The organism is Duganella sp. (assembly GCF_039595735.1).
Lineage (GTDB): Bacteria > Pseudomonadota > Gammaproteobacteria > Burkholderiales > Burkholderiaceae_D > Rugamonas.
The window spans coordinates 317,663-343,255 of sequence record NZ_JBCNLB010000001.1; the positions used below are offsets into that span (position 1 = coordinate 317,663).

A 25,593-nucleotide genomic window follows, 5' to 3' on the forward strand; every position below is an offset into this window, starting at 1 on the left:
GCCAGCATTCTATGCCGCCGCCCCGGTGCCGGCTTTTCAAAGAGCGACACCAATTTCCGTTTTTAGCCCAGGCCGGCGAACTGGCCGCTATGGAAAATCAGGGGCGGGGACGGCGAAAACTCGCAGAATTCCACTTCGCCAACGAAAATCACATGGTCGCCCTCGGGGTAGCGGCTACGGTTATGACACTCAAACCAGGCCGACACGCCCTTGATGATGGGCTGGCCGGTGCGCGACAGCTCGTATTCCAGCCCCTGCCACGGATCGATGCCGCGGGTGGCGAATTGCTTGGCCAGATGGGCCTGCTCGGCGTTGAGCACATTGATCACATAATGCGAGTTGCCGGTAAAGATAGGCATGCTGTTGGCGCCATTGGACAGGCTCCACAACACCAGCGGCGGCTCCAGCGACACCGAATTGAAGGAACTCGCGGTCAGGCCGCGGAAGGTGCCGTCGGCCAGGCGGGTGGTGATAATCGTCACGCCCGTGGCGAACTGGCCCAGCGCCTGGCGGAAGTGGGCGGTGTCGAAGCTGCGCGCGTCGGCGCGTGGTGAAGTGGTGTTCATGGTCTGTCATTATGCCAAAGTTTGCGCTGCCATAGCGAATTGCCCACGTTTGCGTTACAGTGACAGCATGGTTCGTCATGCCGGCGCAGGCCGGAATCCATGGAACCTGAGCGGCAAAGCACATTCAGTGTGGATTCCGGCGTGCGCCGGAATCACGGGAAGGAGTGGATCATGACGGAAACGGCAATACTGGGCGGCGGCTGCTTCTGGTGCACCGAGGCGGTGTACATGGAGGTGAAAGGCGTCACGGCGGTCGTTTCCGGCTATACGGGCGGTCACGTCGAGCACCCGACCTACGAGCAGGTGTGCGCCGGCGACACCGGCCACGCCGAAGTGGTGCGGCTGGAGTTCGACCCGGCGGTGATCAGCTACCGTGACCTGCTGGAAATCTTTTTCACCATCCACGACCCCACCACCCTCAACCGCCAGGGCAATGACGTCGGCACCCAGTACCGTTCCGTCATCTACTACCTGACGCCGCAGCAGGAAGCCATGGCGCGCCAGGTGGTGGCCGAGATGGCCCACGTGTGGGATGCGCCGATCGTCACCGAACTGGCGCCGGCCCAGACCTTCTACCAGGCCGAGGACTACCACCAGGACTACTTCCGCCAGCATCCGCTGCAGGGCTACTGCGCCTTCGTGGTGGCGCCCAAGCTGGAGAAATTCCGCAAGACCTACGCCAGCCGCATCAGGTAGCAGCCGGATACATATGCTTGCGTGACCACGGCAGCGCCGCCGAGCGCTGGCCGGCCTTGCGGCCGACGATCTGGTACAGGCTGATCCAGTCCTGCTCAAACGCATAGGCGCAGCCGGCCAGATACACATGCCAGATGCGGTAGCGCTTGTCGCCGGCCAGCGCGCGCACCTGATCGGTGTGCGCTTCAAAATTATCGGTCCAGATGGCGCAGGTGCGGGCGTAATGGCGGCGCAGGTTTTCCACGTCGCTCACCTCCAGCGCGCCCTGCTGCATGGCGCGCAGCACATGGCCGATGTGGGCCAGCTCGCCGTGCGGGAACACATATTTCTCGATGAACTCGCCGCCGCCGTAGGGCGTTTCACCGTTGTCGGGATCGGTGGTGGTGATGCCGTGGTTCATCACCACGCCGTCCGGCGCCAGCAGGCTGTGGATGGCGGTGAAATACTCCGGCAAATGGCGCAGGCCGACGTGCTCGAACATGCCGACGCTGGTAATGCGGTCGAACTGGCCGCGCACATCGCGGTAATCCTGCAGGCGGATCTCGACCAGATGCTCCAGCCCGGCCTCGCGCACGCGCTGCTGCGCCAGCGCGTACTGGTTTTCGGACAGCGTGACGCCGACGCAGCGGGCGTTGTACTGCTGCGCCGCGCGGATCACCAGCGCGCCCCAGCCGCAGCCGATGTCGAGCAGGGTCTGGTTGGGCTGCAGCTCAATCTTGCGCAAAATGTGGTCGATCTTTTTGAGCTGGGCGGTGGCCAGATCCTCGTCGCCGTTTTCAAAGTAAGCGCAGGAATACACCATGCGCGGATCGAGGAACTGCTGATAGAACGCGTTGGACACGTCGTAGTGATAGCGGATCGCCGCGGCGTCCTTCTGCTTGCTGTGGTGGAAAGTGCGTGCCAGCCGCGCGAACTTGCCCTCGGCCTTGAGCGAAGTGCGGGCCAGCGCATTGACCACCGCAATCATATCGCGCGCCTTGCCCTTGACCTCGATGGCGCCCTCCACATAGGCGGCGCCGAGATTGGACAGCGACGGCGTGAGCAGATAGCGCGCGGCCGCCACATTGGGCAGCTTGATGGTCACGCGCGGCGCCTCGCTGGACAGGTCGACCTGCTGGCCGTTCCACAATTCAATGCGCAGCGGCAGCGTCAGCTGCGCGCGCATGCCATCGATCCAGTTGCTGAGTTGATTCCGTACGAACAAGATACACCTCCTTAAAAAAAGGAGGCGGCTTGCTTACGGCTGCAAACGCTCCTTTATCCAGTTGCCATCTGCCTGCTTGACATACACAATCCGATCATGGAAGCGCGAGCGGCGGCCCTGCCAGAACTCGATGCGTTGCGGATCGAGACGATAACCGCCCCAGTGCGCCGGCCGCACCGGCTGCGCGCCGCTGGCGGCGGCCGCCGCATCGTAATTGGCTTCCATCTGTTCCCGGCTGGCGATGGGCGCGCTCTGCTGCGAAGCGATGGCAGCGATCTGGCTCTTCACCGGCCGGCTGTAAAAATAGGTGTCGCTTTCCTCGGCGGAGGTCTGCACCACCTTACCTTCGATCCGCACCTGGCGTTCAAGTTCACTCCAAAAGAACAGCAGCGCGGCATGCGGATTGGCGCGCAGCTGCTGGCCTTTCTGGCTCTCGTAATTGGTGTACCACGTGAAGCCGCGCTGGTCATATTGCTTGATCAGGACAATGCGCGAACTGGGCTTGCCGTCGGCGTCGACGGTGGCCACGCTCATCGCGTTCGGCTCATTGACCTTGGCGTGCAGGGCTTCCTCAAACCACTTGCCGAACTGGGCGATTGGATCGTCCAGCACATCATGTTCCGTCAGGCTGGCGCGGCCGTAGTCGAGGCGCAGATCAGCCAGTACCACGCCGTCGGCCACCGTATTATTGAGCGGCACGGCTTGTTGTTCGGGCACCTGGCTGACTGGCAGGGCGGGGGGGATCCCGCGCCGCACCTGCATCGCGCTGCCCAGTTGCGCCATTTGCTCGGCGCTGAACAGGCGCTTGGCCATCGGCGCGATATGGGATTCCTCCACCACCATGTGGGCCGCGTAAGTGTCGCAGAAACGGGCGACATCGCTGGCCGAGAGGGAAGCACCGGCGCCATTGGCAATCTGCTCAAGTTGCGATTTGATTATAGACCAGTCTCTATCCATCTGCTGGTGACCGGCCAAAATGCCGGGCGTCAACTCCGCCAACAGGACGGCATCGGCGTCGCGGGCGGTGGCGTGCAGCATGGGCAGCAGGTTTTGCTCCTCATCTTCGTGGTGCAGATGGGCGGCATTGTTAAAGTATTTCAACACCGCTTGCGCGGCCTTCTGGGCCTCGGCATCGGCGCCATGCTTGGGCAGGTGGGCCAGCAGATTCTGCAGCGTGGTCAGCTGCTTGCGGATGCGGTCGTGGCAATGCTTCAGCACAGCGATCGGCTGGCTGAAATCGGGGGCGGTGTCATACAAGGAATTGCTCATGGCGTGGGGGGCTCTGGCTGGTAATCCCCCTATTCTAAAATAACTCACCCGCAAGTCGGGGTCAGCTCTGACATTCGGACACGCACGAACGGTATTTGAGAAATATCAAAACGATTTTTATTTGTCCGAATGACAGAGCTGACCCCGAATTCGTGGGGTGGGCCGCAGTCCGTTAAAATGGCGGCATGAACAGCATTTCTCCCCCTGATGTCGACGATGTCGACTTTGAGCGCCGCTTTGGCGGCATCGCCCGCCTGTATGGCGCGCATGCGCTGGAGCGTTTCCGCACCGCGCACATCTGCGTGGTCGGCGTCGGCGGCGTCGGCTCGTGGATCGTCGAGGCGCTGGCGCGCAGCGCCATCGGCCAGCTGACGCTGATCGATCTCGACAACGTGGCCGAATCGAATATCAACCGCCAGATCCAGGCCCTCAGCAGCACCGTCGGCATGGCCAAGATTACCGCCTTGGCCGAGCGCATCGCCCAGATCAACCCGTTCTGCCAGGTCAACCAGATCGAGGAATTTGTCGATCCGGACAACATCGAACAGATGATCGGCATCGGCAAGTACGATTACCTGATCGACGCCACCGATTCCGTCAAGGCCAAGGCCGCCATGCTGGCCTGGGCGCGCCGGCATGATCTGCCGGTGATCACCATCGGCAGCGCCGGCGGCAAGACCGACGCCGCGCAAATCTCGGTGCGCGACCTGGCCAAGACCGAGCAGGAACCGCTGTTGAAAAAAGTGCGCAAGATCATGCGCGCCCAGTACGGCTTCCCGCGCGGCGAGAAAACCAAGTTCCACATCGATGCCGTGTTTTCCACCGAGCCGCTGAAATTCCCGGAAACCGGCGAGGTCTGCACGGTGGATGGCGACGACCGCAGCGGCGGCGTCACCGGCCTGAATTGCGCCGGCTTCGGCTCGGCGATGGTGGTGACCGCCACCTTCGGCATGGTGTGCGCCGGCCACGCGCTGCGCAAGCTGGCCGATGGCGCCTTGCCAACATCGTCCCCGGACGCCGCCTAGTTTGCTATCATTCCAAGCTGTCTACAGAACTCATCGAAAGAACACCACATGAAGCGTAGTTCCGTTTTCGCCGCCATGCTGTTGGCTGCTGCCGTCGCCCAGGCGCAAGCGCCGCAATCCGAAGCCGCCCCGGCCGCCCCGGCTGCCGCGCCAGCCGAACCGGTCGTGGTCGGCTCCGCCACCCCCGGCCCGGCCGCCGAACAGCTGATCATCACCGACACCAAGATCGGCACCGGCAAGGAAGCCACCGTGGGCGCCACCGTGTTCATGCATTACTCCGGCTGGCTGTACCGCCCGCTGGCCAAGAATATGCACGGCAAGCTGTTCGACTCCTCCATCCCGCGCGGCGAGCCGCTGGACTTCGTGCTGGGCGCCGGCCGCGTGATCAAGGGCTGGGACCAGGGCATCCGCGGCATGAAGGTGGGCGGCAAGCGCACCCTGATCATTCCGTCCGAGCTGGCCTACGGCTCGCGTCCTTCGCCGGGCAGCAACATTCCGCCAAATTCGGCCCTGATCTTCGACGTCGAACTGGTGGACGTCAAATAAAGGCGTAGACTGGAACCTCCGTCCCCATTCGGAGGTTCTTCATGAAGATTGCCAACGATGTTACTGAGCTGATCGGCCACACCCCGCTGGTGCGGCTGAAGCGCCTGACCAAGGGCAGCAGCGCCCAGATCCTGGTCAAGCTGGAATATTACAACCCGGCCCACAGCGTGAAAGACCGCATCGGCCTGGCCATGATCGAAGCGGCCGAAGCGGCCGGGCAAATCCGTCCCGACACCATCATCCTTGAACCGACCAGCGGCAACACCGGCATCGCGCTGGCCATGGTGTGCGCGGCGCGCGGCTACCGCTGCACGCTGGTGATGCCGGACACCATGAGCCGCGAACGGCGCATGCTGCTGCGCGCTTACGGCGCCGAGCTGATCCTGACGCCCGGCAGCGAGGGCATGCTGGGCGCCATCCGCCGCGCCGACGCCCTGGCGGCGTCCGATGCGCGCTATCTGATGCCGCAGCAGTTCAACAATCCCGCCAATCCCGAGGTGCACCGCCGCACCACCGCCGAGGAAATCTGGCACGATACCGATGGCCGGGTCGACATGCTGGTGGCCGGCATCGGCACCGGCGGCACCATCACCGGCGTGGGCGAGGTGATCAAGGCGCGCAAGCCAGACTTCCGCGTGGTGGCGATGGAGCCGGAAGCCTCGCCGATCCTGTCCAGGGGCAGCAAGGGATCGCACCCGATCCAGGGCATCGGCGCCGGCTTTGTGCCGGCCGTGCTCAACACTAAAATCTACGATGAGATCGTCTGCGTGGCAAACGAGGACGCGTTTGCCACCGCGCGCCGCGCGGCCAGCGAGGAGGGACTGCTGGTGGGGATATCCTCCGGCGCCGCCTTGTGGGCGGCGTTGCAGGTGGCGCAGCGGCCGGAGAGTGCCGACAAGATCATCGTCACCGTGATCCCGTCGTATGGCGAGCGCTATCTGAGTACCGCCCTGTACGCCAATCTGGCGGATTAGTGGGCGGGCGCCACGTCCTTTAAGCAGCACTCCTGCTCGCTGGCGCTGGTGCGCACTTGCAGGGTGCTGTGCTTGATCGAGAATTCTTCGCGCAGCTCCTTGCTGATGGCATCCATCACGCTGTCGCCCGGATAGCCGGCCGGCGTGACCAGCTGCGCGGTCAAGGCGTTCTCGGTGGTGCTCATGGCCCAGATGTGCAGGTCGCACACCTTGGCCACGCCTGGCTGCTTGCGCAGGAATTGTTCAACCTCGGCGCGGTCCACATTGTCCGGCACCGCCGCCAGCATCATGCGCAGCGACTGCTTGAGCAGCGACCAGGTGCTGGCCACGATGAAGGCGACGATGATCATGCTCACCAGCGGGTCCAGCCAGTTCCAGGCCGTGTAGCGCACGATCACGCCGGCCACCAGCACGCCCAGCGAGATGGCCGCATCGGCCGCCATGTGCAGGTAGGCGCCGCGGATGTTGATGTCATCCTTGCTGCCGGCCATGAACAGCCAGGCCGAGAAGCCGTTCACCAGAATGCCGACCCCGGCCACCACCGACACCGTCAGGCCGGCCACCGGATCGGGATGCAGCAGTTGCTGCACCGCTTCAAACGCGATGCCGCCGCACGCGGCCATGAGCAGCATGGCGTTGAACAGCGCGGCCAGCATGGAAGTGCTGCGCAGGCCATAGGTATAGCGGTTGTTGGGCGCGCGTCTGGCCAGGATGGCGGCGCCCCAGGCCAGCATCAGGCCCAGCACGTCGGACAGGTTGTGGCCGGCATCGGCCATCAGCGCGGTGGAGTTGGCCAGGAAGCCGTAGAAGAATTCGATCGCCACAAATGCCGTGTTGAGCACGATGGCGATGGCGAAGGCGCGGCCCATGGTGTTGGGGTCGCCGTGATGGTGGTGATGGCCGTGGGCATGGCTGTGATCATGTCCGTGGTGATGGTCATGATGGTGGTCGTGATCATGGTGGTGGTGATCGTGGTGCTTGCTCATGCTTCGGTCCCGGTGGAAGGTTCGGCGATATGTTCCAGCATATCGTTGAGTACGCCGCTGATATGGGCGTCGGCGGCGGAATAGAAAACTTGCTTGCCCTGGCGCTCGGACTTGACGATGCGCGCCGCGCGCAGCAGGCGCAGGTGGTGGCTCACCAGCGAGCCGCTCAATTCCAGTGTAGCGGCGATCTCGCTGACGGCAATCGGCGCCGGCATGCAGGCCAGCACTATCCGCAGGCGCGTCGGGTCACCGAGCAGATGGAACAGGTCGGCCAGCTGCGCGATCTGCGGATCGCAGTTGGAATAGTCGTGTTGGCAGCTCATGATGCTAACAAATGAATAGGTGTTCATATGTTAGCAGAGATTTGCCCTGACGGCATAGTCCGACGCCGCAGCAGCCCACAGTCCTATGGCTAACTGCAACAGTGCGCCCTAGCATGGCAACAGGTCAACTTGACGGGAGAACAGTCATGCCTACCGATTTAAGTCAACTGAGCGAACAATATCTGATGTATTTCATCGTGCCGCTGTGGCTGGCGGCCGGGGTGGCGGACTGGGTGATGCACCGCCGTGCCGGCATCGAACACAACAGCGGGCCGAAGGAATCGATGATCCACCTGCTGATGCTGGCCGAGATGGGCCTGCCGGTGCTGGCCGCCCTGTTTCTGCAAGTGAATGCGCTGGTGCTGCTGTTCATGATCGCCGCCTTTTTCGTGCATGAGGCCACGGCCATGTGGGATGTCAGCTATGCCGTCACGCGGCGCGTGGTGACGCCGCTGGAGCAGCACATCCACAGCTTCCTGGAAATGCTGCCGCTGATGGCGGTGTCGATGGTGGCGCTGCTGCACTGGCCGCAGTTCACGGCGCTGCTGGGCATCGGCCCGGAGGCGGCCGACTTCAGCCTGCGCTGGAAAGAGTCGCCGCTGCCGCGCCACTATGTGGTGTGGCTGATGGTTGCCATCGTGCTGTTTGAACTGTTGCCGTACGGCGAAGAATTCCTGCGCACCTTGCGCGGCCGTTACCAGCGCAAGGTGCAACGGACTGCTTAGGCGTTGACCGCCTTGCTCCACAGGTCGACCGGGCCGAGGCGGTCGGCGCCCTGGGTGGCCAGCATCCAGCCCGGATATTCCGGCGGCAGGGCGCTGACTGCATCCAGCAGGCGCAGCTCGTCGGCGCTGAGCTTGAGCCCGGCGGCGGCCAGATTGTCCTGCAACTGGTCGACGCGCTTGGCGCCCATGATCACCGAGGTCACCACCGGCTTGGACAGCAGCCACGCCAGCGCCACGCGCGCCGGGCTGCACTGGTGCGCTGCCGCGATCGGCGCCAGCACGTCGATGATATTCCAGGCGCGTTCCTTGTCGACAATCGGGAAGTCGAAGTCCGAGCGGCGCGAGTCGCCCGGCTTCTGGTTGTGGCGCGTGAATTTGCCCGACATCAGACCGCCCGCCAGCGGACTCCATACCAGCAGGCCCATTTTTTCTGCTTCCAGCAGCGGCACGATTTCACGCTCGACATCGCGGCCGGCGATGGAGTAATAAGCCTGCACGGTTTCAAAGCGCGCCAGATCCTTCTGCGCCGACACACCCAGCGAGCGGGCGATTTTCCACGCCTGCCAGTTGGACACGCCCACATAGCGCACCTTGCCTTGGGTGACCAGATCGTCCAGCGCGCGCAGCGTTTCATCGACCGGCGTCACGGTGTCGTTGGCGTGGATCTGGTACAGGTCGATATGGTCGGTCTGCAGACGGCGCAGGCTGGCCTCGACCGCATCCATGATGTGGCCGCGCGAAGCGCCGACGTCATTGCGGCCCTGGCCCATGCGGCTGTAGACCTTGGTGGCCAGCACCACGTCCGAACGGGCGATGCCGAGATTCTTGAACGACTGGCCCAGCGTCTCCTCGCTGGCGCCGCCCGAGTACACGTCCGCGGTGTCGAAGAAATTCACGCCGGCGTCAAACGCGGCGCGCACCAGCTGGTCCGCCTCTTGCTGGCCGACATTGCCGATGTGCTTGTAGATGCCGGCGCCATTGCTGAAGGTCATGGTGCCGAGGCACAGTTGCGAAACCAGCAGGCCGGTATTGCCGAGAGTTTTGTATTGCATGATGTGCTCCTGTCGAGGTGATCAGCCTCCAATATAGGCATTGATTTTTGCTATAAAAATGCAAATAATCGGGGGATCATTTTCTAAAAATAGAAAACGCTCATGGACTGGAACGACCTCAAATTCTTCCTCGCGGTGGCGCGCACGGGCAGCCTGACGCGCGCTTCAGCCAGCTTGCGCACCAGTCAGTCGACAGTGGCGCGGCGCATCAGCGAACTGGAGACCAGCCTGCGGGCGCGGCTGTTCGAGCGGCACCAGACCGGCTATCTGCTGACCGACGAGGGACAGGAAATCCTCAAGCGGGCCGAGGCGGTGGAAGAGGGCATGCTGGCGGTGGAGCGCGGCGCCGCAGCGCTGGATGCCAATGTCAGCGGCACGGTGCGCGTGGCCACCTCGGAAAACCTGGCGTGCGATCTGGTGATTCCAGCCTTGCCAGCCTTCATGCAGCGCCATCCCAAGCTGCAGCTGGAGATCGTCACCACCACCACCACGGTCGAGCTGGGGCGGCGCGAGGCGGATCTGGCCTTGCGCGTGGTGCGGCCGACCAGCGGCAACCTCAAGGTGCGCGGCCTGGGCAGCATGAGCTACAGCGTGTACGCCAGCCGCGCTTATCTGGAACACCATCCGCAGACCGGCAGCGATCCGCTGGCCGGACGGGCGGTGATCACCTGGGATGAGGCGCGCAGCCACTTGCCGGCAGCGCGCTGGTGGGCCGCCAAGGTGGCGCCGGAGCAAGTGGTGCTGGCGACGTCCAGCCTGCCGACGCAGATTGCGGCCGTGTGCGCCGGCCTGGGCCTGGCCATCGTGCCGGATTTTCTGGCGACGGCGCCGCAGCTGGTGCGTGTGGTGCCGCCGGAGGACGTGTTCAGCAATGGTATCTGGCTGGTCACGCATGCCGACCTGAGCGCATCGGCGCGGGTGCGCGCGGTGTCCGGCTTTCTGGCCGGCATAGTCGCGCCCCGCTTCAGCTGATTATTTCTGTAGTTCGGGCGGCAGTTGGGCGCGCAGCTTGGGGTCGAGGTTTTGCAGGGCCTGTTCCAACCTGGCCGCGCGCTCCAGGGCCCGGGTTTGCTCGGCGCTGAGGCCGGATTTGTGGAACGCCGTCTGGCCGCCCAGCACGATCAGCGCGGTCAGGATGGCGATGCCGGCCGCGGCCCCCAGCAGCCGCAGTTCGCGCGGCGTCACCGACGGCGACTGGGTGGCGATCGGCCGCACCGGTCCGGAGGAAGGCGTCGGCACATAGCCCGGCGGCTGGCCGCCGGCGTGTGCTGGGTGGGCCGGCCCCTCGTGTGCGTGTTCATGCGCGCCCTCGTGCCGGCCGTGCGGCGCAGCGGCCAGGCCGCCGGCCGCGCGCGCCTGCTGCGCCAGCTCCTGCGAGGCGGCGTCGATGCGCGCCACATGGCGCTCCACCGCTTCTTCCAGCACCGCCTCGTTCAAGGCCACCAGCGCGAACACGGGATCGTCGACGTCGATCTTGACGCCGGTTTTTTCAAACACCAGGGACCGCAGCTTTTGCTGATCCATGGCCGCTTACCACTGCACTTTGTCGAGTTGCTCGAACAGGTCGCGGAACACGACCTTGATGCGCTGCTTTTCCATCACATTGAATTTATCGCTTTCCTTGACCTCGTTGGCGGTCAGGCGCGCGGTGTTCATCTTCTTGATGTCGGCGCCAAAGGTATCGGCATTGCGCGCCGACAGCACCACCCGGCCCACCACGCGCGAGGCGTTGTCGGCATAGGTCTGCGACTCGATGAATTGCTTGCCGGCCGCCGATTGCAGCAGGCCGAAGTGTTCGTTCTCCCACAGCACCAGCGGCACATTGGTGGCCTTGGCGGTGGAGACGAAACCCATGGCGGTGTCGTGCAGGGTGTCGCCGCCGCCCACGATGGTGTGGATGTAGACCTTGCGGCCGGAATCCTGCAGCAGCGCAAAGCAATCGTTCTCGATCAGGTAACCCATCAGCGGCGAGAAGGTGTTGGCGCCGTTGTCGATCACGCAGTTGCCTTCTTGTTCCAGGATATCGATCATCAGCGCGTCAAAGCGCTTGTTGTCGATGCTGCGGCTGTCGGTCATCACCGGCACATGCTTGACGTTCATCGCCTTGTAGCGCGAGAAGGTCGCATTCTCCTGGTCGGTGTCGTAGCAGCGCAGCGGCTGCTGGCCTTCGGCCACGTCCTTGCTGGCGATCCACTGCGCAAGGATGGTCGAGACCAGCGTCTTGCCGATGCCGCCTTTACCCTGGAGAATAAAATGTACCGTGTTTTGCATCAACCACTCCCGAAACGCATGTGAATGCGTCGAGAGTAATTGTTTTGCCGCACGAAGGCAACTTCCTAGTTGATGAAGCGTAGCAGCCCTTGCAACGCATGAATCACGGTCTGCTCGCGCACTGCGCGGCGGTCGCCGCTGAACACCAGGCGCTCGGTGTGCACGGTGTCCGCATTGGCCCAGCCGAAGCACACCGTGCCCACCGGCTTGCCCGGCACGGCGCCGGTGGGGCCGGCGATGCCGGTGGTGGAGACCGCGATGTGCGCATTGCTGGAACCCAGCGCGCCGGTGGCCATGGCGCCGGCCACTTCTTCCGACACGCTGCCCATCTGCGCGATCAGCGCGGCGGACACGTCCAGCATCTCGGTCTTGGAGGCGTTCGAATAGGTGATGAAGCCGCAATCGAACCAGCCGGTCGAGCCGGCGATTTCGGTGATGGCCTGGGCCACGCCGCCGCCGGTGCACGATTCCGCGGTGGCCAGTATCAGCCCTTTGTCTTGTAACGCTTTGCCGACTTGCGCGGCGAGATCGAGGATGGTGTCGCTGTTGCTCATGGCTTCTCCTTCTCTGACTGGCTGGGGCTTGCTATCACTGTACCATGCACTTCCGGCCCGATGCCAGCGCTGCACGAAAATTTGTTATAGTGGCAATGTGTTGCAAAAATGCCCAGTCGTGCGCCACCATTTGTACAGACTGTTAATCTACTGTCGAGCACGTTGCCACCGGAGGCGCCATGATCAGTCAAAACGACATTTCCCACGCTCGCATCCTGATCGTGGACGATCAGCCGGTGAATGTGGAATTGTTGGAATACCTGCTCAACGCCACGGGTTACAAGGCCGTCAGCTCCACCACCGACCCGCGCGTGGTGGCCGGCTGGCACGCCGAACACCGCTACGACCTCATCATCCTTGACCTGCAAATGCCCGGCATGAGCGGCTTCGAGGTGATGGAAGCGCTCAAGCCGCTGGAGCCGGACGGCTGGCTGCCGATCCTGGTGGTGACCGCCCAGCCCGATCACAAGATGCGCGCCTTCGAAAGCGGCGCGCGCGACTTCATCAGCAAACCATTCGATCCGATCGAGACCCTGATGCGCATCCGCAATATGCTGGAGATGCGCCTGCTGCATGCGCGCGAGCGCAGCTACAACGCCCGCCTGGAACAGACCGTGCGCGACCGGACCGCCGAACTGCAGCGCTTCCGCAGCGCCATGGATGCCACCGCGGACGCCATCTTCCTGCTGGACACCGAGAGCGCGGAAGTGGTGGACGTCAACGAGGGCGCCTGCCGCATGCTGGCCTATCCGCGCGCCGAGATGCTGGGCCAGAGCGCCAGCCGGCTCGGCCTGGGCACGCCGGACGCTCTGCGCAAGCAGGCCGAGCGCATGGCCGACTACGCCGCCGCCGTTGGCCCGGCGCGTGCCCCGGAGCTGGCCGAGCTGGAGCTGATGCGGCGCGACCTGATCGCCGTGCCGGTCGAGCTGTACTGGCAATTGCTGCAGCGCCCCGGCCAGCCGTCGGTGATGCTGGGCGTGGCGCGCGATATCAGCGAACGCCGCCAGGCCGAAGAACTGCTGCAGCGCATGGCCCACTACGACAGCCTGACCGGCCTGCCGAACCGCACGCTGTTCTTCAAGACCCTGGGCGACGTCATCGCGCTGGCGCAGGACAAGGCCTGGCGCATTGCCGTGCTGGTGGTCGGGCTGGACCGCTTCAAGAGCATCAATGACTCGCTCGGCACCGGGCGCGGCGACGATTTGCTGCGCCAGTTCAGCAACCGCCTGGTGCAGTGCGTGCGCATCCGCGACACCGCCGGCCGCCTGGGCGGCGACGAGTTCGCCCTGATCCTGACCATGAACCGCGACCAGCAGGACGCCGTCAACGCCGCCAACGAAGTGCGCGACGCGCTGCGCCAGCCGTTTGAGCTGGACGGCCAGCAGGCCGTGCTCAGCGCCAGCATCGGCATCGCCATGTACCCGGACGACGCCACCGATCCGGAAACGCTGGTCAAGTACGCCGACACCGCCATGTCGCGCGCCAAGCAGGCCGGGCGCGACGGCTACCGTTTCTTCACCGCCGGCATGAACGTGCAAGTGCTGGCGCGGCTGGACATGGAACTGGCGCTGCGGCGCGCCTTCGACAACGACGAGCTGCGCCTGCACTACCAGCCCAAGGTCAACCTGCATACCGGCGCGATTGCCGGCGTCGAATCGCTGCTGCGCTGGCAGCGGCCGGGCTTTGGCCTGATCTACCCGGCCGAGTTCGTGCCGGTGCTGGAAGATACCGGACTGGTGGTGCGGGTCGGCAACTGGATCATCGATGCCGCCTGCAAGCAGATCGCCGCCTGGCTGGGCGACGGCACCGGCCCGGTGCGGGTGGCGGTCAACGTCGCCAGCCGCCAGTTCGTGGAAGGCGATCTGGAGCAGGAGGTGCGCGACGCCCTGGCGCGCCATCAGGTGCCGCCCGAATTGCTGGAGCTGGAGCTGACCGAAACCGCGCTGATGTCGAACGCCGACCGCACCATCACGGTGCTGAAGAACCTGAAGGCGATCGGCGTCAAGGCAGCGATCGATGACTTCGGCACCGGCTACTCGTCGCTGGCGTATTTGCAGCGCTTCCCGATCGACAAGCTGAAAATCGACATCGCCTTCGTGCGCGAAATTACCACCAATCCCAACGATGCGGCGATTGCGCTGGCCATCATCAGCATGGCGCACAGCCTCAAGCTGCAAGTGATAGCCGAAGGCGTGGAGTCGCGCGCCCAGCTGGAATATTTACGGCGCAGCCGCTGCGACGAGATTCAGGGCTATTTCTTCAGCCGGCCGCTGCCGCCGGAGGAACTGGGGCAGCTGGTGCGGTCGGCGCGCAGCCTGCCGCCGGCGCCGGGCGAGGCCAGCCAGGCGGCGCAGACCCTGCTGATTGTCGATGAAGATGTGAACGTGCTGTCCTCGCTGCATCGCCTGTTCCGGCGCGACGGTTACCAGATCCTCACCGCCGCCACGCCGACCGAGGCGTTCGAGTTGCTGGCGCTGCATCCGGTGCAGGTCATCGTATGCGACCAGCGCCTGCCGGTGATGAGCGGCACCGAATTTCTCAGCAAGGTCAAGGAAATCTATCCGGAAACCATCCGCATCATCCTGTCCGGCTACACCGGGCTGGAGGCGGTGCTGGATTCGATCAACCGCGGCGCCATCTACCGCTTCTACACCAAGCCGTGGGATGACACCCAGCTGCGCGACAATATCCGCCTGGCCTTCCACCATTACTGGCTGATGCATGGCAGCGGCAAGCTGGCCGGCGAGCCCGGCGAGGATGCCACCGCGCTGCAGCCGGCGGTTCAGGAAGTGAAGTGATCGAAGCCGGCCAGCTGTAAGTCCAGCGCCGCGCCGCCGGCGTCCACCAGCCGCAAGCCGGCTTGCGCCTCGATGCTGCCGACCCGCGTGACCGGCGTGGCCACGCTGCCGGCCGCCGTCAGGATGGCCGCGCGCGCCGCCGCCGGCGCCGTGAAGCACAGCTCGTAATCATCGCCGCCAGCGGCGCTGTAGGCGCGGCGCAGGGCGGTGTCGCGCGTGGCCAGAATGTCGCCGGCCGGCAGCGCATCCAGATCCAGCGTGGCGCCCACCTGCGACAGCTTGAGAATATGGCCCAGGTCGCCAATCAGGCCGTCTGAAATATCGATCGCCGCGTGGGCGATGCCCTGTTCGGCCAGCAGCACGCCCAGTTCCACGCGCGGCACCGGCATGTGCAGGCGCACGGCCGCCGTTTCCAGCGCGGAGCGCTCCAGCGTGAGTTCCTGGCGGTATGCGGCCAGCGCCAAGCGGGCGTCGCCCAGCGTGCCGGAAATCCAGATATCGTCGCCGGGCCGGGCGGCGCTGCGGCGCAGGGCGCGGCCCGGCGCCACTTCGCCAAACACGGTGATGCAGATGTTGAGCGGGCCCTTGGTGGTGTCGCCGCCGATCAGCTCGATGTTGAAGGCGTCGGCCAGCGCAAACAGGCCTTGCGCAAACCCCTGCAGCCAGGCGCGGTCGGCGGCGGGCAGGGCCAGCGCCAGGGTAAACCCGACCGGGCGCGCACCCATCGCCGCCAGATCGGACAGGTTGACCGCCAGCGCCTTGTGGCCCAGCCGCAGCGCCTCTTCACCGGCAAAGAAATGGCGGCCTTCCACCAGCATGTCGGACGAAATGGCGGTCTGCATGCCGGGGGTGGGCGCGATCAGGGCGCAATCGTCGCCGATGCCGAGCGCGGCGCGCGTGGCATGCTGGGGACGCTGGAAGTATTCCTTGATGAGGTCGAATTCGGAGAGCATGGCGGTATTGTACCGCCGCTATTCAATCCGCTTTTGCAGGTTTTCCATGCCGATGGCCGGCAGCGACTCGTCTGACAGGAACAGCCAGTCGTGATTGGCCAGCCGCAGCGCCACGCCGTTGACATGGAAGCGGCTCAGCATATTCGGCGTGAAAAACAGCTGCGGCCCGGCTTCGTAACTGGCGCCGGCCAGCACGATGTACAGCTTGCTGGCGCCGGCCTCGATGGTGGCCGCGTCCAGCGTCAGCTGGTCCAGCTTGCCCTGGCCGGTGTGGATCAGCCCGCCCAGCGAGCGGGTATAGACAAATGCCAGCGGCTGGGCATTTTCCTGCCAGCGCAGCAATTGTTGCCAGGCGGCGCCCTGCGGCGATGCCCCGGCCGGTTCAGGAAGTCGTTTGGAAACAATCAAGGCGGACATGGGATTCTCCTGATGAACGGTTGACAGCTTTAGCTTAGCCGAATTACGCGCCAGCACGCTCCGCATGGTGAAATATCGACAATATCAATCAAATTTCATCGGTTGATAGCTAAACATAATGATTCCGGAAAATGGATTATATTGAGCTTATCCATAGTTTATTGTGGCAAAAATTCGGCTAACCGCCGCGATGTTCAGGAAAAATGCCGCCAACGCCGATGCCAGTTGGTGAAAATACCTACTTAAATGAAAGAATTGGTCTGATAAAATCATAGGCCTTCGATCGCACAAATATGGGAAGGCAGTAAAGCATGGATTCGTCACCTGAGAAAAAAGAAGCAATTCGTCAACAATTACGCGCTTCGGCGCTGGAATACCACGAGTTTCCGACCCCAGGCAAAATCAGCGTTACGCCCACCAAGCAACTGACCAACCAGCGCGACCTGGCGCTGGCCTACTCCCCGGGCGTGGCCGCGCCCTGCGAAGAAATCGTCATCGACCCGGCCAATGCTTATAAATACACCGCCCGCGGCAACCTGGTGGCGGTGATCACCAACGGCACCGCCGTGCTGGGCCTGGGCAACATCGGGCCGCTGGCCGCCAAGCCGGTGATGGAAGGCAAGGGCGTGCTGTTCAAGAAATTCGCCGGCATCGATGTGTTCGACATCGAAATCAATGAATCGGACCCGGACAAGCTGGTGGACGTGATCGCCGCGCTGGAACCGACCTTCGGCGGCATCAACCTGGAAGACATCAAGGCGCCGGAATGCTTCACCATCGAGCGCAAGCTGCGCGAGCGCATGAAGATTCCGGTGTTCCACGACGACCAGCACGGCACCGCCATCATTGTCGGCGCCGCCATCCTGAACGGCATCTCGCTGGTCGGCAAAGACATCAAGAAGTGCAAGCTGGTGGTGTCCGGCGCCGGCGCGGCCGCGCTGGCCTGCCTGGACCTGATCGTCGACCTCGGCTTCCCGATTGAAAACATCTTCGTCACCGACCTGGCTGGCGTGGTCTACCAGGGCCGTACCGAGCTGATGGACCCGGACAAGGAACGCTTCGCCCGTGACACCCCGGCCCGCACCCTGGCCGAAGTGATCCCGGACGCCGACATCTTCCTCGGCCTGTCGGCCGGCGGCGTGCTGAAGCAGGACATGGTCAAGGCCATGGCGCCGAATCCGCTGATCCTGGCGCTGGCCAATCCGAATCCGGAAATCCTGCCGGAAGACGTGAAAGCCGTGCGCGGCGACGCCGTCATGTGCACTGGCCGTTCGGACTACCCGAACCAGGTCAACAACGTGCTGTGCTTCCCGTACATCTTCCGCGGTGCGCTGGACTGCGGCGCCACCACCATCACCCGCGAAATGGAAATCGCCGTGGTGCACGCGATTGCCGAGCTGGCGCACGCCGAGCAGTCGGACATCGTTGCCACCACCTACGGCTTCAGCAACCTGTCGTTCGGGCCGGACTACCTGATCCCGATGCCGTTCGACCCGCGCCTGCTGACCAAGATCGCCCCGGCGGTGGCCAAGGCGGCCGAGGATTCGGGCGTGGCCACCCGTCCGATCAAAGACCTGCAAGCCTACGAAGAAAGCCTGCAGCAATTCGTCTACCGTTCGGGCACCTTCATGAAGCCGCTGTTCGCGGTGGCCAAGAAAGCGCCGCTGGACGCCAAGCGCATCGTCTACGCCGAAGGCGAGGAAGAGCGCGTGCTGCGTGCGGTGCAGGTGGTGGTCGATGAAAAACTGGCGCGTCCCATCCTGGTGGGCCGTCCGGCCGTGCTGGAAGCGCGCATCACCAAATTCGGCCTGCGCCTGAAGCAGGGCGTGGACTTCGACGTCATCAACCCCGACCACGACGAGCGCTACCGCGACTACTGGCAGGACTACTACGAGCTGACCGCCCGCAAAGGCGTGACGCAGGAGTACGCCAAGCTGGAAATGCGCCGCCGCCACACCCTGATCGGCGCCATGATGATCAAGAAGGGCGACGCTGACGGCATGATCTGCGGCACCTTCGGCACCACCCAGCTGCACCTGCACTACATCGACCAGGTGCTGGGCCGCCGCGAAGGCGCTTGCGTGTACGCCGCCATGAACGTGCTGGTGCTGCCGCAGCGCCAGCTGGTGATGGTCGACACCCACGTCAACGAAAATCCGGACCCGAACGAACTGGCCGCCATCACCTGCATGGCTGCGGATGAAATGCGCCGCTTTGGCCTGTCGCCGCGCGCCGCGCTGCTGTCGCACTCCAACTTTGGCTCGTCCAACAACGCCTCGGCGCAGAAAATGCGTGCGGCGCTGGAACTGGTCAAGCAGCGCGATCCGTCGCTGGAAGTGGATGGCGAAATGCACGGCGACACCGCGCTGGACTCCAAGCTGCGCAACCAGATCATGCCGGGCTCGACCCTGACCGGTGATGCCAACCTGCTGGTGATGCCGAACATCGAATCGGCCAACATCGCCTACAACCTGGTGAAAACGGCGGCTGGCAACGGCATTGCGGTCGGTCCCATCCTGCTGGGCTGTGCCAAGCCGGTGCACATCCTGACGCCATCGGCCACCGTGCGCCGCATCGTCAACATGACCGCGCTGTGCGTGGTGGACGCCGTCGCCCACCGCAACGCCTAAACAACCCCAACTCCGGGGTCAGGTCCGCCATTTCTACACGAACCCAGCTGTAGCTACCGCTACAGCTGGGTTCGTGTAGAAATGGCGGACCTGACCCCGGAGTTATTTCTCCTGTAACAAGATGTAAGTGATGTAAAACGCGGGTTTTCGTGAGAAATGCTCATGTAGCGCTCTGTTACAATATCGGGTTACTAAGATTACCCACGATTTGAATTCGTCATTCACCATGCAGAAAATGAAAAAAGCCCTGGTCACGGGCATCACCGGCCAAGATGGCGCCTATCTGGCGGAACTGTTGCTGGAAAAAGGCTACGAAGTCACTGGCACTTATCGCCGTACCAGCTCGGTTAATTTCTGGCGTATCGAAGAACTGGGCATCCAGTCGCATCCGAACCTGAAACTGGTGGAATACGATCTGACCGACCTGAGCTCCAGCATCCGCCTGATGCAAACCGTGCAGCCGGACGAGGTCTACAACCTGGCCGCGCAAAGCTTCGTCGGCGTGTCCTTCGAACAGCCGGTCACCACCGCGGAAATCACCGGCGTCGGCCCGGTCAATCTGCTGGAAGCCATCCGCATTGTCAATCCGAAGATCCGCTTCTACCAGGCGTCCACTTCCGAGATGTTCGGCAAGGTGCAGGCCGTGCCGCAAAAGGAAGACACGCCGTTCTATCCGCGCAGCCCGTACGGCGTGGCCAAGCTGTATGCCCACTGGATGACGGTGAACTACCGCGAGTCGTATGGCATCTTCGGCTCGTCCGGCATTTTGTTCAACCACGAGTCGCCACTGCGCGGCCGCGAGTTCGTTACCCGCAAGATCACCGATTCGGTGGCCAAGATCCATCTCGGCAAGCTGGACGTGCTGGAGCTGGGCAATCTGGACGCCAAGCGCGATTGGGGCTACGCCAAGGAATACGTGGAAGGCATGTGGCGCATCCTGCAGGCTGACCAGCCTGATACCTATGTGCTGGCCACCAACCGCACCGAGACCGTGCGCGACTTCGTGTCGATGGCGTTCAAGGCGGTGGACGTGACGCTGGAGTGGAGCGGCTCGGCCGACAACGAAATCGGCACCTGCAAGAAAACCGGCAAGGTGCTGGTGCGCGTGAATCCGAAGTTTTACCGTCCTGCGGAAGTGGAACTGCTGATCGGCGACCCGGCCAAGGCCACCAGGGAACTGGGCTGGAAGCCATCGACCACGCTGGAACAACTGTGCCAGATGATGGTGGAGGCCGACCTGCGCCGCAATAAAGCCGGCTTCTCGTTCTAAGTTTCACATTAAGGAGTACCCATGGCTGCTGAAGGTGCGGGCAAACGCGCCCTGATCACCGGTTTGTCCGGCTTCACCGGCCATTACGTCGCGCAGGAATTGCGCGCGGCCGGCTATGAAGTCTTCGGCACCATCTCGCCCGGCCAGGCGCCGGGTGAACGCGAATTCGCGGTGGATCTGCTGGACCGCGCCGGCCTGGCCGCCGTGGTGCAGGCAGTGCAGCCGGACGTGGTGGCGCACCTGGCGGCCATCGCTTTCGTCGCCCACGGCGACGTTGACCAAATCTACCGCGTCAATGTGGTCGGCACCCGCAATCTGCTGGAAGCGCTGGCCGGGCTGCAGAAAAAACCGTCGGCCGTGCTGCTGGCCTCCAGCGCCAATATCTACGGCAATACCGACGTTGGCGTGATCCACGAAGAGGTGCCGGCCGCGCCGGCCAACGATTACGCCGTCAGCAAGCTGTCCATGGAATACATGGCGCATCTGTGGCAGGACAAGCTGCCGCTGATCGTGGTCCGGCCGTTCAATTACACCGGCGTCGGCCAGCACGAGAATTTCCTGCTGCCGAAAATCGTCTCGCACTTCCGTCGCAAGGCCGCCGATATCGAGTTGGGCAATCTGCACGTGTGGCGCGATTTTTCCGATGTGCGCATGGTGGCGGCCAGCTATCGTAAGCTGCTGGCGGCATCGGCCGCGGTGGGCGGGACGTTCAACATCTGCTCCGGCCACGCGTATTCGCTGGGCGAAGCGCTGGACATGATGGCCGATATCGCCGGCTACAAGATCAATGTGCATGTCAATCCTGCCTTCGTGCGCGCCAATGAAGTGGTGCGCCTGGTCGGCGATAACCGCCGTCTGGCGGCCGCCACCGGCCCGCTGGACATCGTGCCGCTGGCCGACACGCTGCGCTGGATGTATTCGGCGTGAGCGCGCAGCCTTCCCTGCGCGTCGGCCTGTCGGTGACGACCGCCGAACCGGTGCTGACCGGCGGCCGCCTCGATGGCCTGGGCGTCTACAGCCGCGCCTTGCTGGAGCACCTGCCGCACGCCGGCGTGGAAGTGCTGCCGCTGTCTTTCGCGCCGCACGGCGATACCCGCAAGCTGCAACTGGGTCGCGGCCTGCCGCTGTCGTTTCCGCTGGCGACGCTGGGTGACTTGATCCTGCCATCCTCGGTGCATCTGAGCACCCAGGTCGCGCTGGGCAAGGGCGCCGCGCCGCTGGACCTGTTCCACGCCACCGACTACCGCATCGTGCGCATGGACTGCCCGGTGGTGGCCACGCTGCACGACGCGCTGCCGATCTCGCATCCCGAATGGGCCAGCCCGAAGATGCGCAAGCTGAAGAACTGGCTGCAGATCAGGGCCGCGCGCAAGGCGCAGCATGTGATCACCGGTTCGCACTTCTCCATCCGCGAGCTGGTGGAGTGCTTTGGCGTGGATGAAAGCAGGATCAGCGTGGTGCACCACGGCGTGGCCGCGCACTGGTTCGATCAGCCGTCGGTGGATGAACGCGACGTCACGCTTGGCCTGCATGGCCTGCGCGATGGCTACTTCCTGTTCGTCGGCACGCTGCAGCCGCGCAAGAACGTCGAGCGGCTGCTGGACGCTTATCTGGGATTGCCGCCGGTGCTGCGCTCCGCGCGCCAGCTGGTGATCGTCGGCCAGCCGGGCTGGCGCAGCGAGGAACTGGTCAGGCGCATCAAGGATGCGCAGCAGCGCGGCGAGAACGTGGTGTGGCTGGACCAGCTGACCGATGAGCGCCATCTGCGCCACATCTACGCCGGCGCCGCCGCCTTCGTGTTCCCGTCGCTGCATGAAGGCTTTGGCCTGCCGCTGGTGGAGGCGTTTGCCAGCGGCGTGCCGGTGGCATGCTCCAACACCACCTCGCTGCCTGAAGTGGCCGACGGCGCCGCGCTCGAATTCGATCCGCTGTCGGTGGACGACATCACCGCCGCCATGACCACGCTGGCGCGTGACGACAGCGTGCGCGCGCGCTGCATCGCCGCCGGCCAGCGCCGCGCGCTGGAACTGACCTGGGATGAAGCGGCACGCCGCACCGTCGCCGTTTATCACGAAGTGCTGTCACATTGAATACCATGCGCGTCCTCCATTTTTACAAGACTTATTATCCCGACACCTGGGGCGGCATCGAGCAGGTGATCCGCCAGCTGTGCGTGGGCACGGGACGCCTGGGCGTGACCAACGAGGTGCTGACCCTGAGCCGCAGCGGCCCGTCGCAGATCGAGATCGACGGCCATGTGGTGCACCGCGTGCCGCTCGATTTTGAAGTGGCGTCGACCGGCTTTTCGTTCGCGGCGATCCGCAAGCTGGCGCGCCTGGCGCGTGACGCGGATGTGATCCATTATCACTTCCCATGGCCGTTCATGGACATCGCGCACTTCATGGCGCGCATCAGGAAGCCGAGCGTGGTGACCTACCACTCGGACATCGTGCGCCAGAAGAACCTGCTGCGCGTGTATAGCCCGCTCAAGCGCCGCTTCCTGCGCAGCGTCGATACGGTGGTGGCCACCTCGCCCAACTACCTGGCCTCGTCGCCGGTGCTGAAGCGCTTCGCGCACAAGACCCGCACCATCACCTATGGCCTGGACAAGTCGATTTATCCGGTGCCGTCCGAGGAACTGAAGGCCAGGTGGCGCGCCCAGGTGGGCGAGCGCTTTTTCCTGTTCGTCGGCGTGCTGCGTTACTACAAGGGCCTGCACATCCTGCTGGACGCCATGGCCAATGTCGACTATCCGGTGGTGATCGTCGGCGCCGGCCCGATCGAGCAGGAGCTGAAGGAGCACGCGCAGCGTCTCGGCCTGACCCACGTGCAGTTCATCGGCGCGGTGGCGGAGGAAGACAAGGCGGCGCTGCTGGAGCTGAGCTATGCCATGGTGTTCCCGTCGCACCTGCGTTCTGAAGCCTTCGGTATCTCGCTGCTGGAAGGCGCCATGTACGGCAAGCCGATGATCTCCAGCGAGATCGGCACCGGCACCACCTACATCAATATCGACCAGGACACCGGCCTGGTGGTGCCGCCGGACGATCCGGCCGCGCTGGGTGCGGCCATGCGCACGCTGTGGGAAAAACCGGAACTGGCCGCCAGCATGGGGCGACGCGCCGAGGCGCGCTACTGGGAACTGTTCACCGCCGAGAAGATGGCCGAGAACTACCATGCGCTGTATCGCGAGCTGGCCGCCCGTCCAAGGTAGAATACGCATTCCTCACTGAATTGCGGAGAATCGCGTGCGCTGCCTGGTTATTGAAGACGAAGCCGAAACCTCCAACTACATCTGCAAGGGCTTGCGCGAGGCCGGCTACATGGTGACCGCCGCCGCCACCGGCCCGGACGGGCTGGATTACGCCAGCAGCGAGGAGTGGGACATCATCATCCTCGACCGCATGCTGCCCGGCCGCATCGACGGCCTGTCCATCGTCGACAAGCTGCGCGCGCTGGGCAAGCAGACGCCGGTCATCATCGTCAGCGCCATGACCACCATCGACGCCCGCGTGACCGGCCTGCGCGGCGGCGCCGATGATTATCTGTCCAAGCCGTTCGCCTTTTCCGAGCTGCTGGCGCGCGTGGAAGCGCTGCTGCGCCGCAGTGCGCCCGGCGCCGACAGCACCCAACTGCAGGTGGCCGATCTGCGGCTGGACCTGCGGACGCTGCGCGTCACGCGCGGCAACAAGGTGATCACGCTGCAGCCGCGCGAATACCGCCTGCTGGAATACCTGATGCGCAATGAGAACCAGGTGGTGACCCGCACCATGCTGCTGGAATCGGTGTGGGATTATCACTTCGACCCGCAGACCAATGTGATTGACGTGCAGATTTCGCGCCTGCGCGCCAAGGTCGACAAGGACTTTCCGGTGCAGCTGATCCACACCCTGCGCGGGGTCGGCTACCGCATGGGCGTGACGCCGCCGGACGAGTCGGAGCTGTAGTGTTCAGACTGCGCACCTCGATCGCCGCCAAGCTGGTATTGGGCTACGGCCTGCTGGGCATCGCGTCCATCGTGGCGGTATCGCTGGTGTTCTACAGCGGCACCATCGGCGTGATCGACCAGAATATCGACGGCAAGATCATGGCGCAGACCGAGCGCCTGGTGGACAATGTCGGCCGCGAGGGCCTGCAGAGCGAAGTCCAGCGCCTGCTCAGCGACGGCGTGGACAGCGACCGCGAAATTTTCCAGATCCTCGATGCCGAGGGCGAGCCGCTGGCCGGCAATCTGGCGTCCTGGCCCAGCGTGGCCGAGGCGCCCGACATGGTCACTTCGCAAGTGCTGCGCAATGGCCGCAGCGCGCCGGCGCGCCTGTATCTGCGGCCGCTGGTGCAAGGCGGCACGCTGATCGTCGGGCGTGACCTGAGCGAGGAGGAGGCGGTGCGCGAGGTGATCTGGCGTGCGCTGCTGGCCGGCGCCTGCGTGTCGCTGATGCTGACCGTCGCCGGCGCGCTGCTGTTCCGCCGCAGCATCGAGGCGCGCCTCGGTGAAATCCGCCGCACGGCCGCGCAGATCGAGGCCGGCGACCTGAGTCCGCGCATCCCCGTCACCGGCAACGACGAATTCGCGCTGCTCAATCGCGACATCAACCGCATGCTGGACCGCATCGAGCTGCTGATGGAAGGCATACGCCACGTCTCCAACGCCATCGCCCACGACCTGCGCACGCCGCTGAGCCGCATTCGTGGACGGCTGGACGATGCGCTGCGCCACGAGATGACGGTGCCACGCCTGTCCGGCGCCGCGCACGACGCCATCGACGATATCGACAACCTGATACGCTTGTTTGAGCGTCTGCTGCAGATTGCCGAAGCCGAATCGGGCATGCGCGGCCGCCTGTTCGAACGGCTGGATCTGGGCCGGGTGGTGGCCGACATCGGCGAGATGTACGAAGCCATCGCGGAAGACAGCGGCATCAAGCTGACCGTGGACGCGCCGGAGTTGCTGTATGTGGACGGCGACCGCAACCTGCTGGCCAGCGCCGTCGCCAGCCTGCTCGATAACGCCATCAAGTACGCCGGCCCCGGTTCCATCATCCACGTGCGCGCCGGCCTGCATCATGGCGACGCCTCGATCGCGGTGCACGACAATGGCCCCGGCATCCCGGAGGCGGAACGCGACAAGGTGACCCAGCGCTTTTATCGCCTCGACAAGAGCCGCCACATGCCGGGCAATGGACTGGGGCTGTCCATCGTCAGCGCCACCGCCACCTCGCACGACGGCAAGCTGGTGCTGGAAGACGGCGCGCCCGGCCTGATCGCGCGCATCGTGCTGCCGCTGGCGCCGGGCTAGCTAACCAATCCGTAATGTGACCGCAAGCTTGTGGTAAGCCG

The 25,593-nt window shown here is 64.2% G+C and carries 25 protein-coding genes; 14 read left to right on the plus strand and 11 right to left on the minus strand.

Annotation, left to right across the window (positions count from 1 at the left end; all coding sequences use genetic code 11):
- Positions 1-62: 62 nt before the first annotated feature.
- Positions 63-566, minus strand: a complete 504-nt coding sequence (locus ABDW57_RS01460; protein ID WP_343728430.1) for a flavin reductase family protein — start codon at positions 564-566, stop codon at positions 63-65.
- Positions 567-737: 171 nt separating this feature from the next.
- Between ABDW57_RS01460 and msrA the strand changes: the two genes are divergently transcribed.
- Positions 738-1,262 carry a peptide-methionine (S)-S-oxide reductase MsrA gene (gene msrA / locus ABDW57_RS01465; protein ID WP_343728431.1) on the plus strand — a complete coding sequence of 175 codons (525 nt, stop codon included), beginning with the start codon at positions 738-740 and terminating at the stop codon, positions 1,260-1,262.
- Here msrA and ABDW57_RS01470 read toward each other — a convergent pair.
- Together ABDW57_RS01470 and pdxH are read right to left on the minus strand one after the other, a co-directional pair.
- Positions 1,255-2,466 carry a cyclopropane-fatty-acyl-phospholipid synthase family protein gene (locus tag ABDW57_RS01470; protein ID WP_343728432.1) on the minus strand — a complete coding sequence of 404 codons (1,212 nt, stop codon included), beginning with the start codon at positions 2,464-2,466 and terminating at the stop codon, positions 1,255-1,257. The genes msrA and ABDW57_RS01470 overlap by 8 nt on opposite strands.
- Before the next feature lie 33 nt (positions 2,467-2,499).
- Complete coding sequence (gene pdxH / locus ABDW57_RS01475; protein ID WP_343728433.1) at positions 2,500-3,735, minus strand: pyridoxamine 5'-phosphate oxidase; 1,236 nt, start codon at positions 3,733-3,735, stop codon at positions 2,500-2,502.
- A gap of 185 nt (positions 3,736-3,920) precedes the next feature.
- Between pdxH and ABDW57_RS01480 the strand changes: the two genes are divergently transcribed.
- The 3 genes from ABDW57_RS01480 to cysK are packed head-to-tail and all read left to right on the plus strand — an operon-like array spanning position 3,921 to position 6,280.
- Positions 3,921-4,760, plus strand: coding sequence for a tRNA threonylcarbamoyladenosine dehydratase (locus ABDW57_RS01480; RefSeq protein ID WP_343728434.1), 840 nt, complete (start codon positions 3,921-3,923; stop codon positions 4,758-4,760).
- A 48-nt stretch (positions 4,761-4,808) separates the two neighbouring features.
- Positions 4,809-5,306 carry an FKBP-type peptidyl-prolyl cis-trans isomerase gene (locus ABDW57_RS01485; protein WP_343728435.1) on the plus strand — a complete coding sequence of 166 codons (498 nt, stop codon included), beginning with the start codon at positions 4,809-4,811 and terminating at the stop codon, positions 5,304-5,306.
- Positions 5,307-5,347: 41 nt separating this feature from the next.
- Positions 5,348-6,280: a cysteine synthase A gene (gene cysK, locus ABDW57_RS01490; protein WP_343728436.1), complete on the plus strand. Its 933-nt coding sequence runs from the start codon at positions 5,348-5,350 to the stop codon at positions 6,278-6,280.
- Here cysK and ABDW57_RS01495 read toward each other — a convergent pair.
- Together ABDW57_RS01495 and ABDW57_RS01500 are read right to left on the minus strand one after the other, a co-directional pair.
- Positions 6,277-7,266, minus strand: a complete 990-nt coding sequence (locus tag ABDW57_RS01495; RefSeq protein ID WP_343728437.1) for a cation diffusion facilitator family transporter — start codon at positions 7,264-7,266, stop codon at positions 6,277-6,279. The two genes, cysK and ABDW57_RS01495, sit on opposite strands and share 4 nt — an antisense overlap.
- On the minus strand, positions 7,263-7,589 hold the full coding sequence (locus ABDW57_RS01500; protein WP_161016449.1) for a metalloregulator ArsR/SmtB family transcription factor: 327 nt from the start codon (positions 7,587-7,589) through the stop codon (positions 7,263-7,265). Before ABDW57_RS01500 ends, ABDW57_RS01495 begins: the two co-directional genes overlap by 4 nt.
- Positions 7,590-7,735: 146 nt before the next feature.
- Between ABDW57_RS01500 and ABDW57_RS01505 the strand changes: the two genes are divergently transcribed.
- Positions 7,736-8,314: a diguanylate cyclase gene (locus ABDW57_RS01505; protein ID WP_343728438.1), complete on the plus strand. Its 579-nt coding sequence runs from the start codon at positions 7,736-7,738 to the stop codon at positions 8,312-8,314.
- On the opposite strand, the gene ABDW57_RS01510 is transcribed toward ABDW57_RS01505, so the two are convergent.
- Entirely contained in the window at positions 8,311-9,366 is a 1,056-nt protein-coding gene (locus tag ABDW57_RS01510; protein WP_343728439.1) for an aldo/keto reductase, read from the minus strand. The two genes, ABDW57_RS01505 and ABDW57_RS01510, sit on opposite strands and share 4 nt — an antisense overlap.
- Before the next feature lie 102 nt (positions 9,367-9,468).
- Between ABDW57_RS01510 and ABDW57_RS01515 the strand changes: the two genes are divergently transcribed.
- Positions 9,469-10,338, plus strand: coding sequence for a LysR family transcriptional regulator (locus ABDW57_RS01515; protein WP_343728440.1), 870 nt, complete (start codon positions 9,469-9,471; stop codon positions 10,336-10,338).
- Here the strand turns inward: ABDW57_RS01515 and ABDW57_RS01520 are convergent, their stop codons facing one another.
- From ABDW57_RS01520 to ABDW57_RS01530, 3 genes are all read right to left on the minus strand, one after another.
- On the minus strand, positions 10,339-10,890 hold the full coding sequence (locus ABDW57_RS01520; protein WP_343728441.1) for a hypothetical protein: 552 nt from the start codon (positions 10,888-10,890) through the stop codon (positions 10,339-10,341).
- A gap of 6 nt (positions 10,891-10,896) precedes the next feature.
- Positions 10,897-11,637: a hypothetical protein gene (locus tag ABDW57_RS01525; protein ID WP_343728442.1), complete on the minus strand. Its 741-nt coding sequence runs from the start codon at positions 11,635-11,637 to the stop codon at positions 10,897-10,899.
- A gap of 65 nt (positions 11,638-11,702) precedes the next feature.
- The gene (locus tag ABDW57_RS01530; protein ID WP_343728443.1) at positions 11,703-12,191 is read right to left on the minus strand and encodes a CinA family protein; all 489 of its coding nucleotides are present in this window, start codon (positions 12,189-12,191) and stop codon (positions 11,703-11,705) included.
- A 179-nt stretch (positions 12,192-12,370) separates the two neighbouring features.
- Here ABDW57_RS01530 and ABDW57_RS01535 point away from each other — a divergent pair, with 179 nt between their 5' ends.
- Positions 12,371-14,989 (plus strand): EAL domain-containing protein, encoded by a 2,619-nt coding sequence (locus ABDW57_RS01535; RefSeq protein ID WP_343728444.1) that lies wholly within the window; start codon positions 12,371-12,373, stop codon positions 14,987-14,989.
- On the opposite strand, the gene thiL is transcribed toward ABDW57_RS01535, so the two are convergent.
- Together thiL and ABDW57_RS01545 are read right to left on the minus strand one after the other, a co-directional pair.
- Positions 14,974-15,942 carry a thiamine-phosphate kinase gene (thiL, locus tag ABDW57_RS01540; protein ID WP_343728445.1) on the minus strand — a complete coding sequence of 323 codons (969 nt, stop codon included), beginning with the start codon at positions 15,940-15,942 and terminating at the stop codon, positions 14,974-14,976. The genes ABDW57_RS01535 and thiL overlap by 16 nt on opposite strands.
- A gap of 18 nt (positions 15,943-15,960) precedes the next feature.
- A complete protein-coding gene (locus ABDW57_RS01545; RefSeq protein WP_343728446.1) occupies positions 15,961-16,359 on the minus strand; it encodes a hypothetical protein in 399 nt (132 codons plus the stop codon).
- 311 nt (positions 16,360-16,670) lie between these two features.
- Here ABDW57_RS01545 and ABDW57_RS01550 point away from each other — a divergent pair, with 311 nt between their 5' ends.
- The 7 genes from ABDW57_RS01550 (at position 16,671) to ABDW57_RS01580 (ending at position 25,552) form a co-directional block, all read left to right on the plus strand.
- Positions 16,671-18,989: an NADP-dependent malic enzyme gene (locus tag ABDW57_RS01550; RefSeq protein ID WP_343728447.1), complete on the plus strand. Its 2,319-nt coding sequence runs from the start codon at positions 16,671-16,673 to the stop codon at positions 18,987-18,989.
- A 226-nt stretch (positions 18,990-19,215) separates the two neighbouring features.
- Positions 19,216-20,259 (plus strand): GDP-mannose 4,6-dehydratase, encoded by a 1,044-nt coding sequence (gene gmd / locus ABDW57_RS01555; protein ID WP_343728448.1) that lies wholly within the window; start codon positions 19,216-19,218, stop codon positions 20,257-20,259.
- A gap of 21 nt (positions 20,260-20,280) precedes the next feature.
- Positions 20,281-21,186 (plus strand): GDP-mannose 4,6-dehydratase, encoded by a 906-nt coding sequence (locus tag ABDW57_RS01560; protein WP_343728449.1) that lies wholly within the window; start codon positions 20,281-20,283, stop codon positions 21,184-21,186.
- A complete protein-coding gene (locus ABDW57_RS01565) occupies positions 21,183-22,349 on the plus strand; it encodes a glycosyltransferase family 1 protein (protein WP_343728450.1) in 1,167 nt (388 codons plus the stop codon). Before ABDW57_RS01560 ends, ABDW57_RS01565 begins: the two co-directional genes overlap by 4 nt.
- A 5-nt stretch (positions 22,350-22,354) precedes the next feature.
- Positions 22,355-23,470, plus strand: a complete 1,116-nt coding sequence (locus ABDW57_RS01570) for a glycosyltransferase family 4 protein (RefSeq protein WP_343728451.1) — start codon at positions 22,355-22,357, stop codon at positions 23,468-23,470.
- Positions 23,471-23,504: 34 nt separating this feature from the next.
- On the plus strand, positions 23,505-24,203 hold the full coding sequence (locus ABDW57_RS01575) for a response regulator transcription factor (RefSeq protein WP_343728452.1): 699 nt from the start codon (positions 23,505-23,507) through the stop codon (positions 24,201-24,203).
- Positions 24,203-25,552 (plus strand): HAMP domain-containing sensor histidine kinase, encoded by a 1,350-nt coding sequence (locus tag ABDW57_RS01580; protein ID WP_343728453.1) that lies wholly within the window; start codon positions 24,203-24,205, stop codon positions 25,550-25,552. Before ABDW57_RS01575 ends, ABDW57_RS01580 begins: the two co-directional genes overlap by 1 nt.
- Positions 25,553-25,593: the final 41 nt, after the last annotated feature.

Excerpts from the sequence above, each read along its gene's own strand:
- ABDW57_RS01570 (WP_343728451.1), top strand. The coding sequence starts at position 22,355 with ATGCGCGTCCTCCATTTTTACAAGACTTATTATCCCGACACCTGGGGC.
- ABDW57_RS01560 (WP_343728449.1), top strand. The coding sequence starts at position 20,281 with ATGGCTGCTGAAGGTGCGGGCAAACGCGCCCTGATCACCGGTTTGTCC.
- ABDW57_RS01535 (WP_343728444.1), top strand. The coding sequence starts at position 12,371 with ATGATCAGTCAAAACGACATTTCCCACGCTCGCATCCTGATCGTGGAC.
- ABDW57_RS01525 (WP_343728442.1), bottom strand. The coding sequence starts at position 11,637 with ATGCAAAACACGGTACATTTTATTCTCCAGGGTAAAGGCGGCATCGGC.
- ABDW57_RS01485 (WP_343728435.1), top strand. The coding sequence starts at position 4,809 with ATGAAGCGTAGTTCCGTTTTCGCCGCCATGCTGTTGGCTGCTGCCGTC.
- ABDW57_RS01480 (WP_343728434.1), top strand. The coding sequence starts at position 3,921 with ATGAACAGCATTTCTCCCCCTGATGTCGACGATGTCGACTTTGAGCGC.
- pdxH (WP_343728433.1), bottom strand. The coding sequence starts at position 3,735 with ATGAGCAATTCCTTGTATGACACCGCCCCCGATTTCAGCCAGCCGATC.
- ABDW57_RS01510 (WP_343728439.1), bottom strand. The coding sequence starts at position 9,366 with ATGCAATACAAAACTCTCGGCAATACCGGCCTGCTGGTTTCGCAACTG.
- thiL (WP_343728445.1), bottom strand. The coding sequence starts at position 15,942 with ATGCTCTCCGAATTCGACCTCATCAAGGAATACTTCCAGCGTCCCCAG.
- ABDW57_RS01530 (WP_343728443.1), bottom strand. The coding sequence starts at position 12,191 with ATGAGCAACAGCGACACCATCCTCGATCTCGCCGCGCAAGTCGGCAAA.
- msrA (WP_343728431.1), top strand. The coding sequence starts at position 738 with ATGACGGAAACGGCAATACTGGGCGGCGGCTGCTTCTGGTGCACCGAG.
- ABDW57_RS01550 (WP_343728447.1), top strand. The coding sequence starts at position 16,671 with ATGGATTCGTCACCTGAGAAAAAAGAAGCAATTCGTCAACAATTACGC.
- ABDW57_RS01460 (WP_343728430.1), bottom strand. The coding sequence starts at position 566 with ATGAACACCACTTCACCACGCGCCGACGCGCGCAGCTTCGACACCGCC.
- ABDW57_RS01520 (WP_343728441.1), bottom strand. The coding sequence starts at position 10,890 with ATGGATCAGCAAAAGCTGCGGTCCCTGGTGTTTGAAAAAACCGGCGTC.
- cysK (WP_343728436.1), top strand. The coding sequence starts at position 5,348 with ATGAAGATTGCCAACGATGTTACTGAGCTGATCGGCCACACCCCGCTG.
- ABDW57_RS01545 (WP_343728446.1), bottom strand. The coding sequence starts at position 16,359 with ATGTCCGCCTTGATTGTTTCCAAACGACTTCCTGAACCGGCCGGGGCA.
- gmd (WP_343728448.1), top strand. The coding sequence starts at position 19,216 with ATGCAGAAAATGAAAAAAGCCCTGGTCACGGGCATCACCGGCCAAGAT.
- ABDW57_RS01495 (WP_343728437.1), bottom strand. The coding sequence starts at position 7,266 with ATGAGCAAGCACCACGATCACCACCACCATGATCACGACCACCATCAT.
- ABDW57_RS01500 (WP_161016449.1), bottom strand. The coding sequence starts at position 7,589 with ATGAGCTGCCAACACGACTATTCCAACTGCGATCCGCAGATCGCGCAG.
- ABDW57_RS01515 (WP_343728440.1), top strand. The coding sequence starts at position 9,469 with ATGGACTGGAACGACCTCAAATTCTTCCTCGCGGTGGCGCGCACGGGC.
- ABDW57_RS01505 (WP_343728438.1), top strand. The coding sequence starts at position 7,736 with ATGCCTACCGATTTAAGTCAACTGAGCGAACAATATCTGATGTATTTC.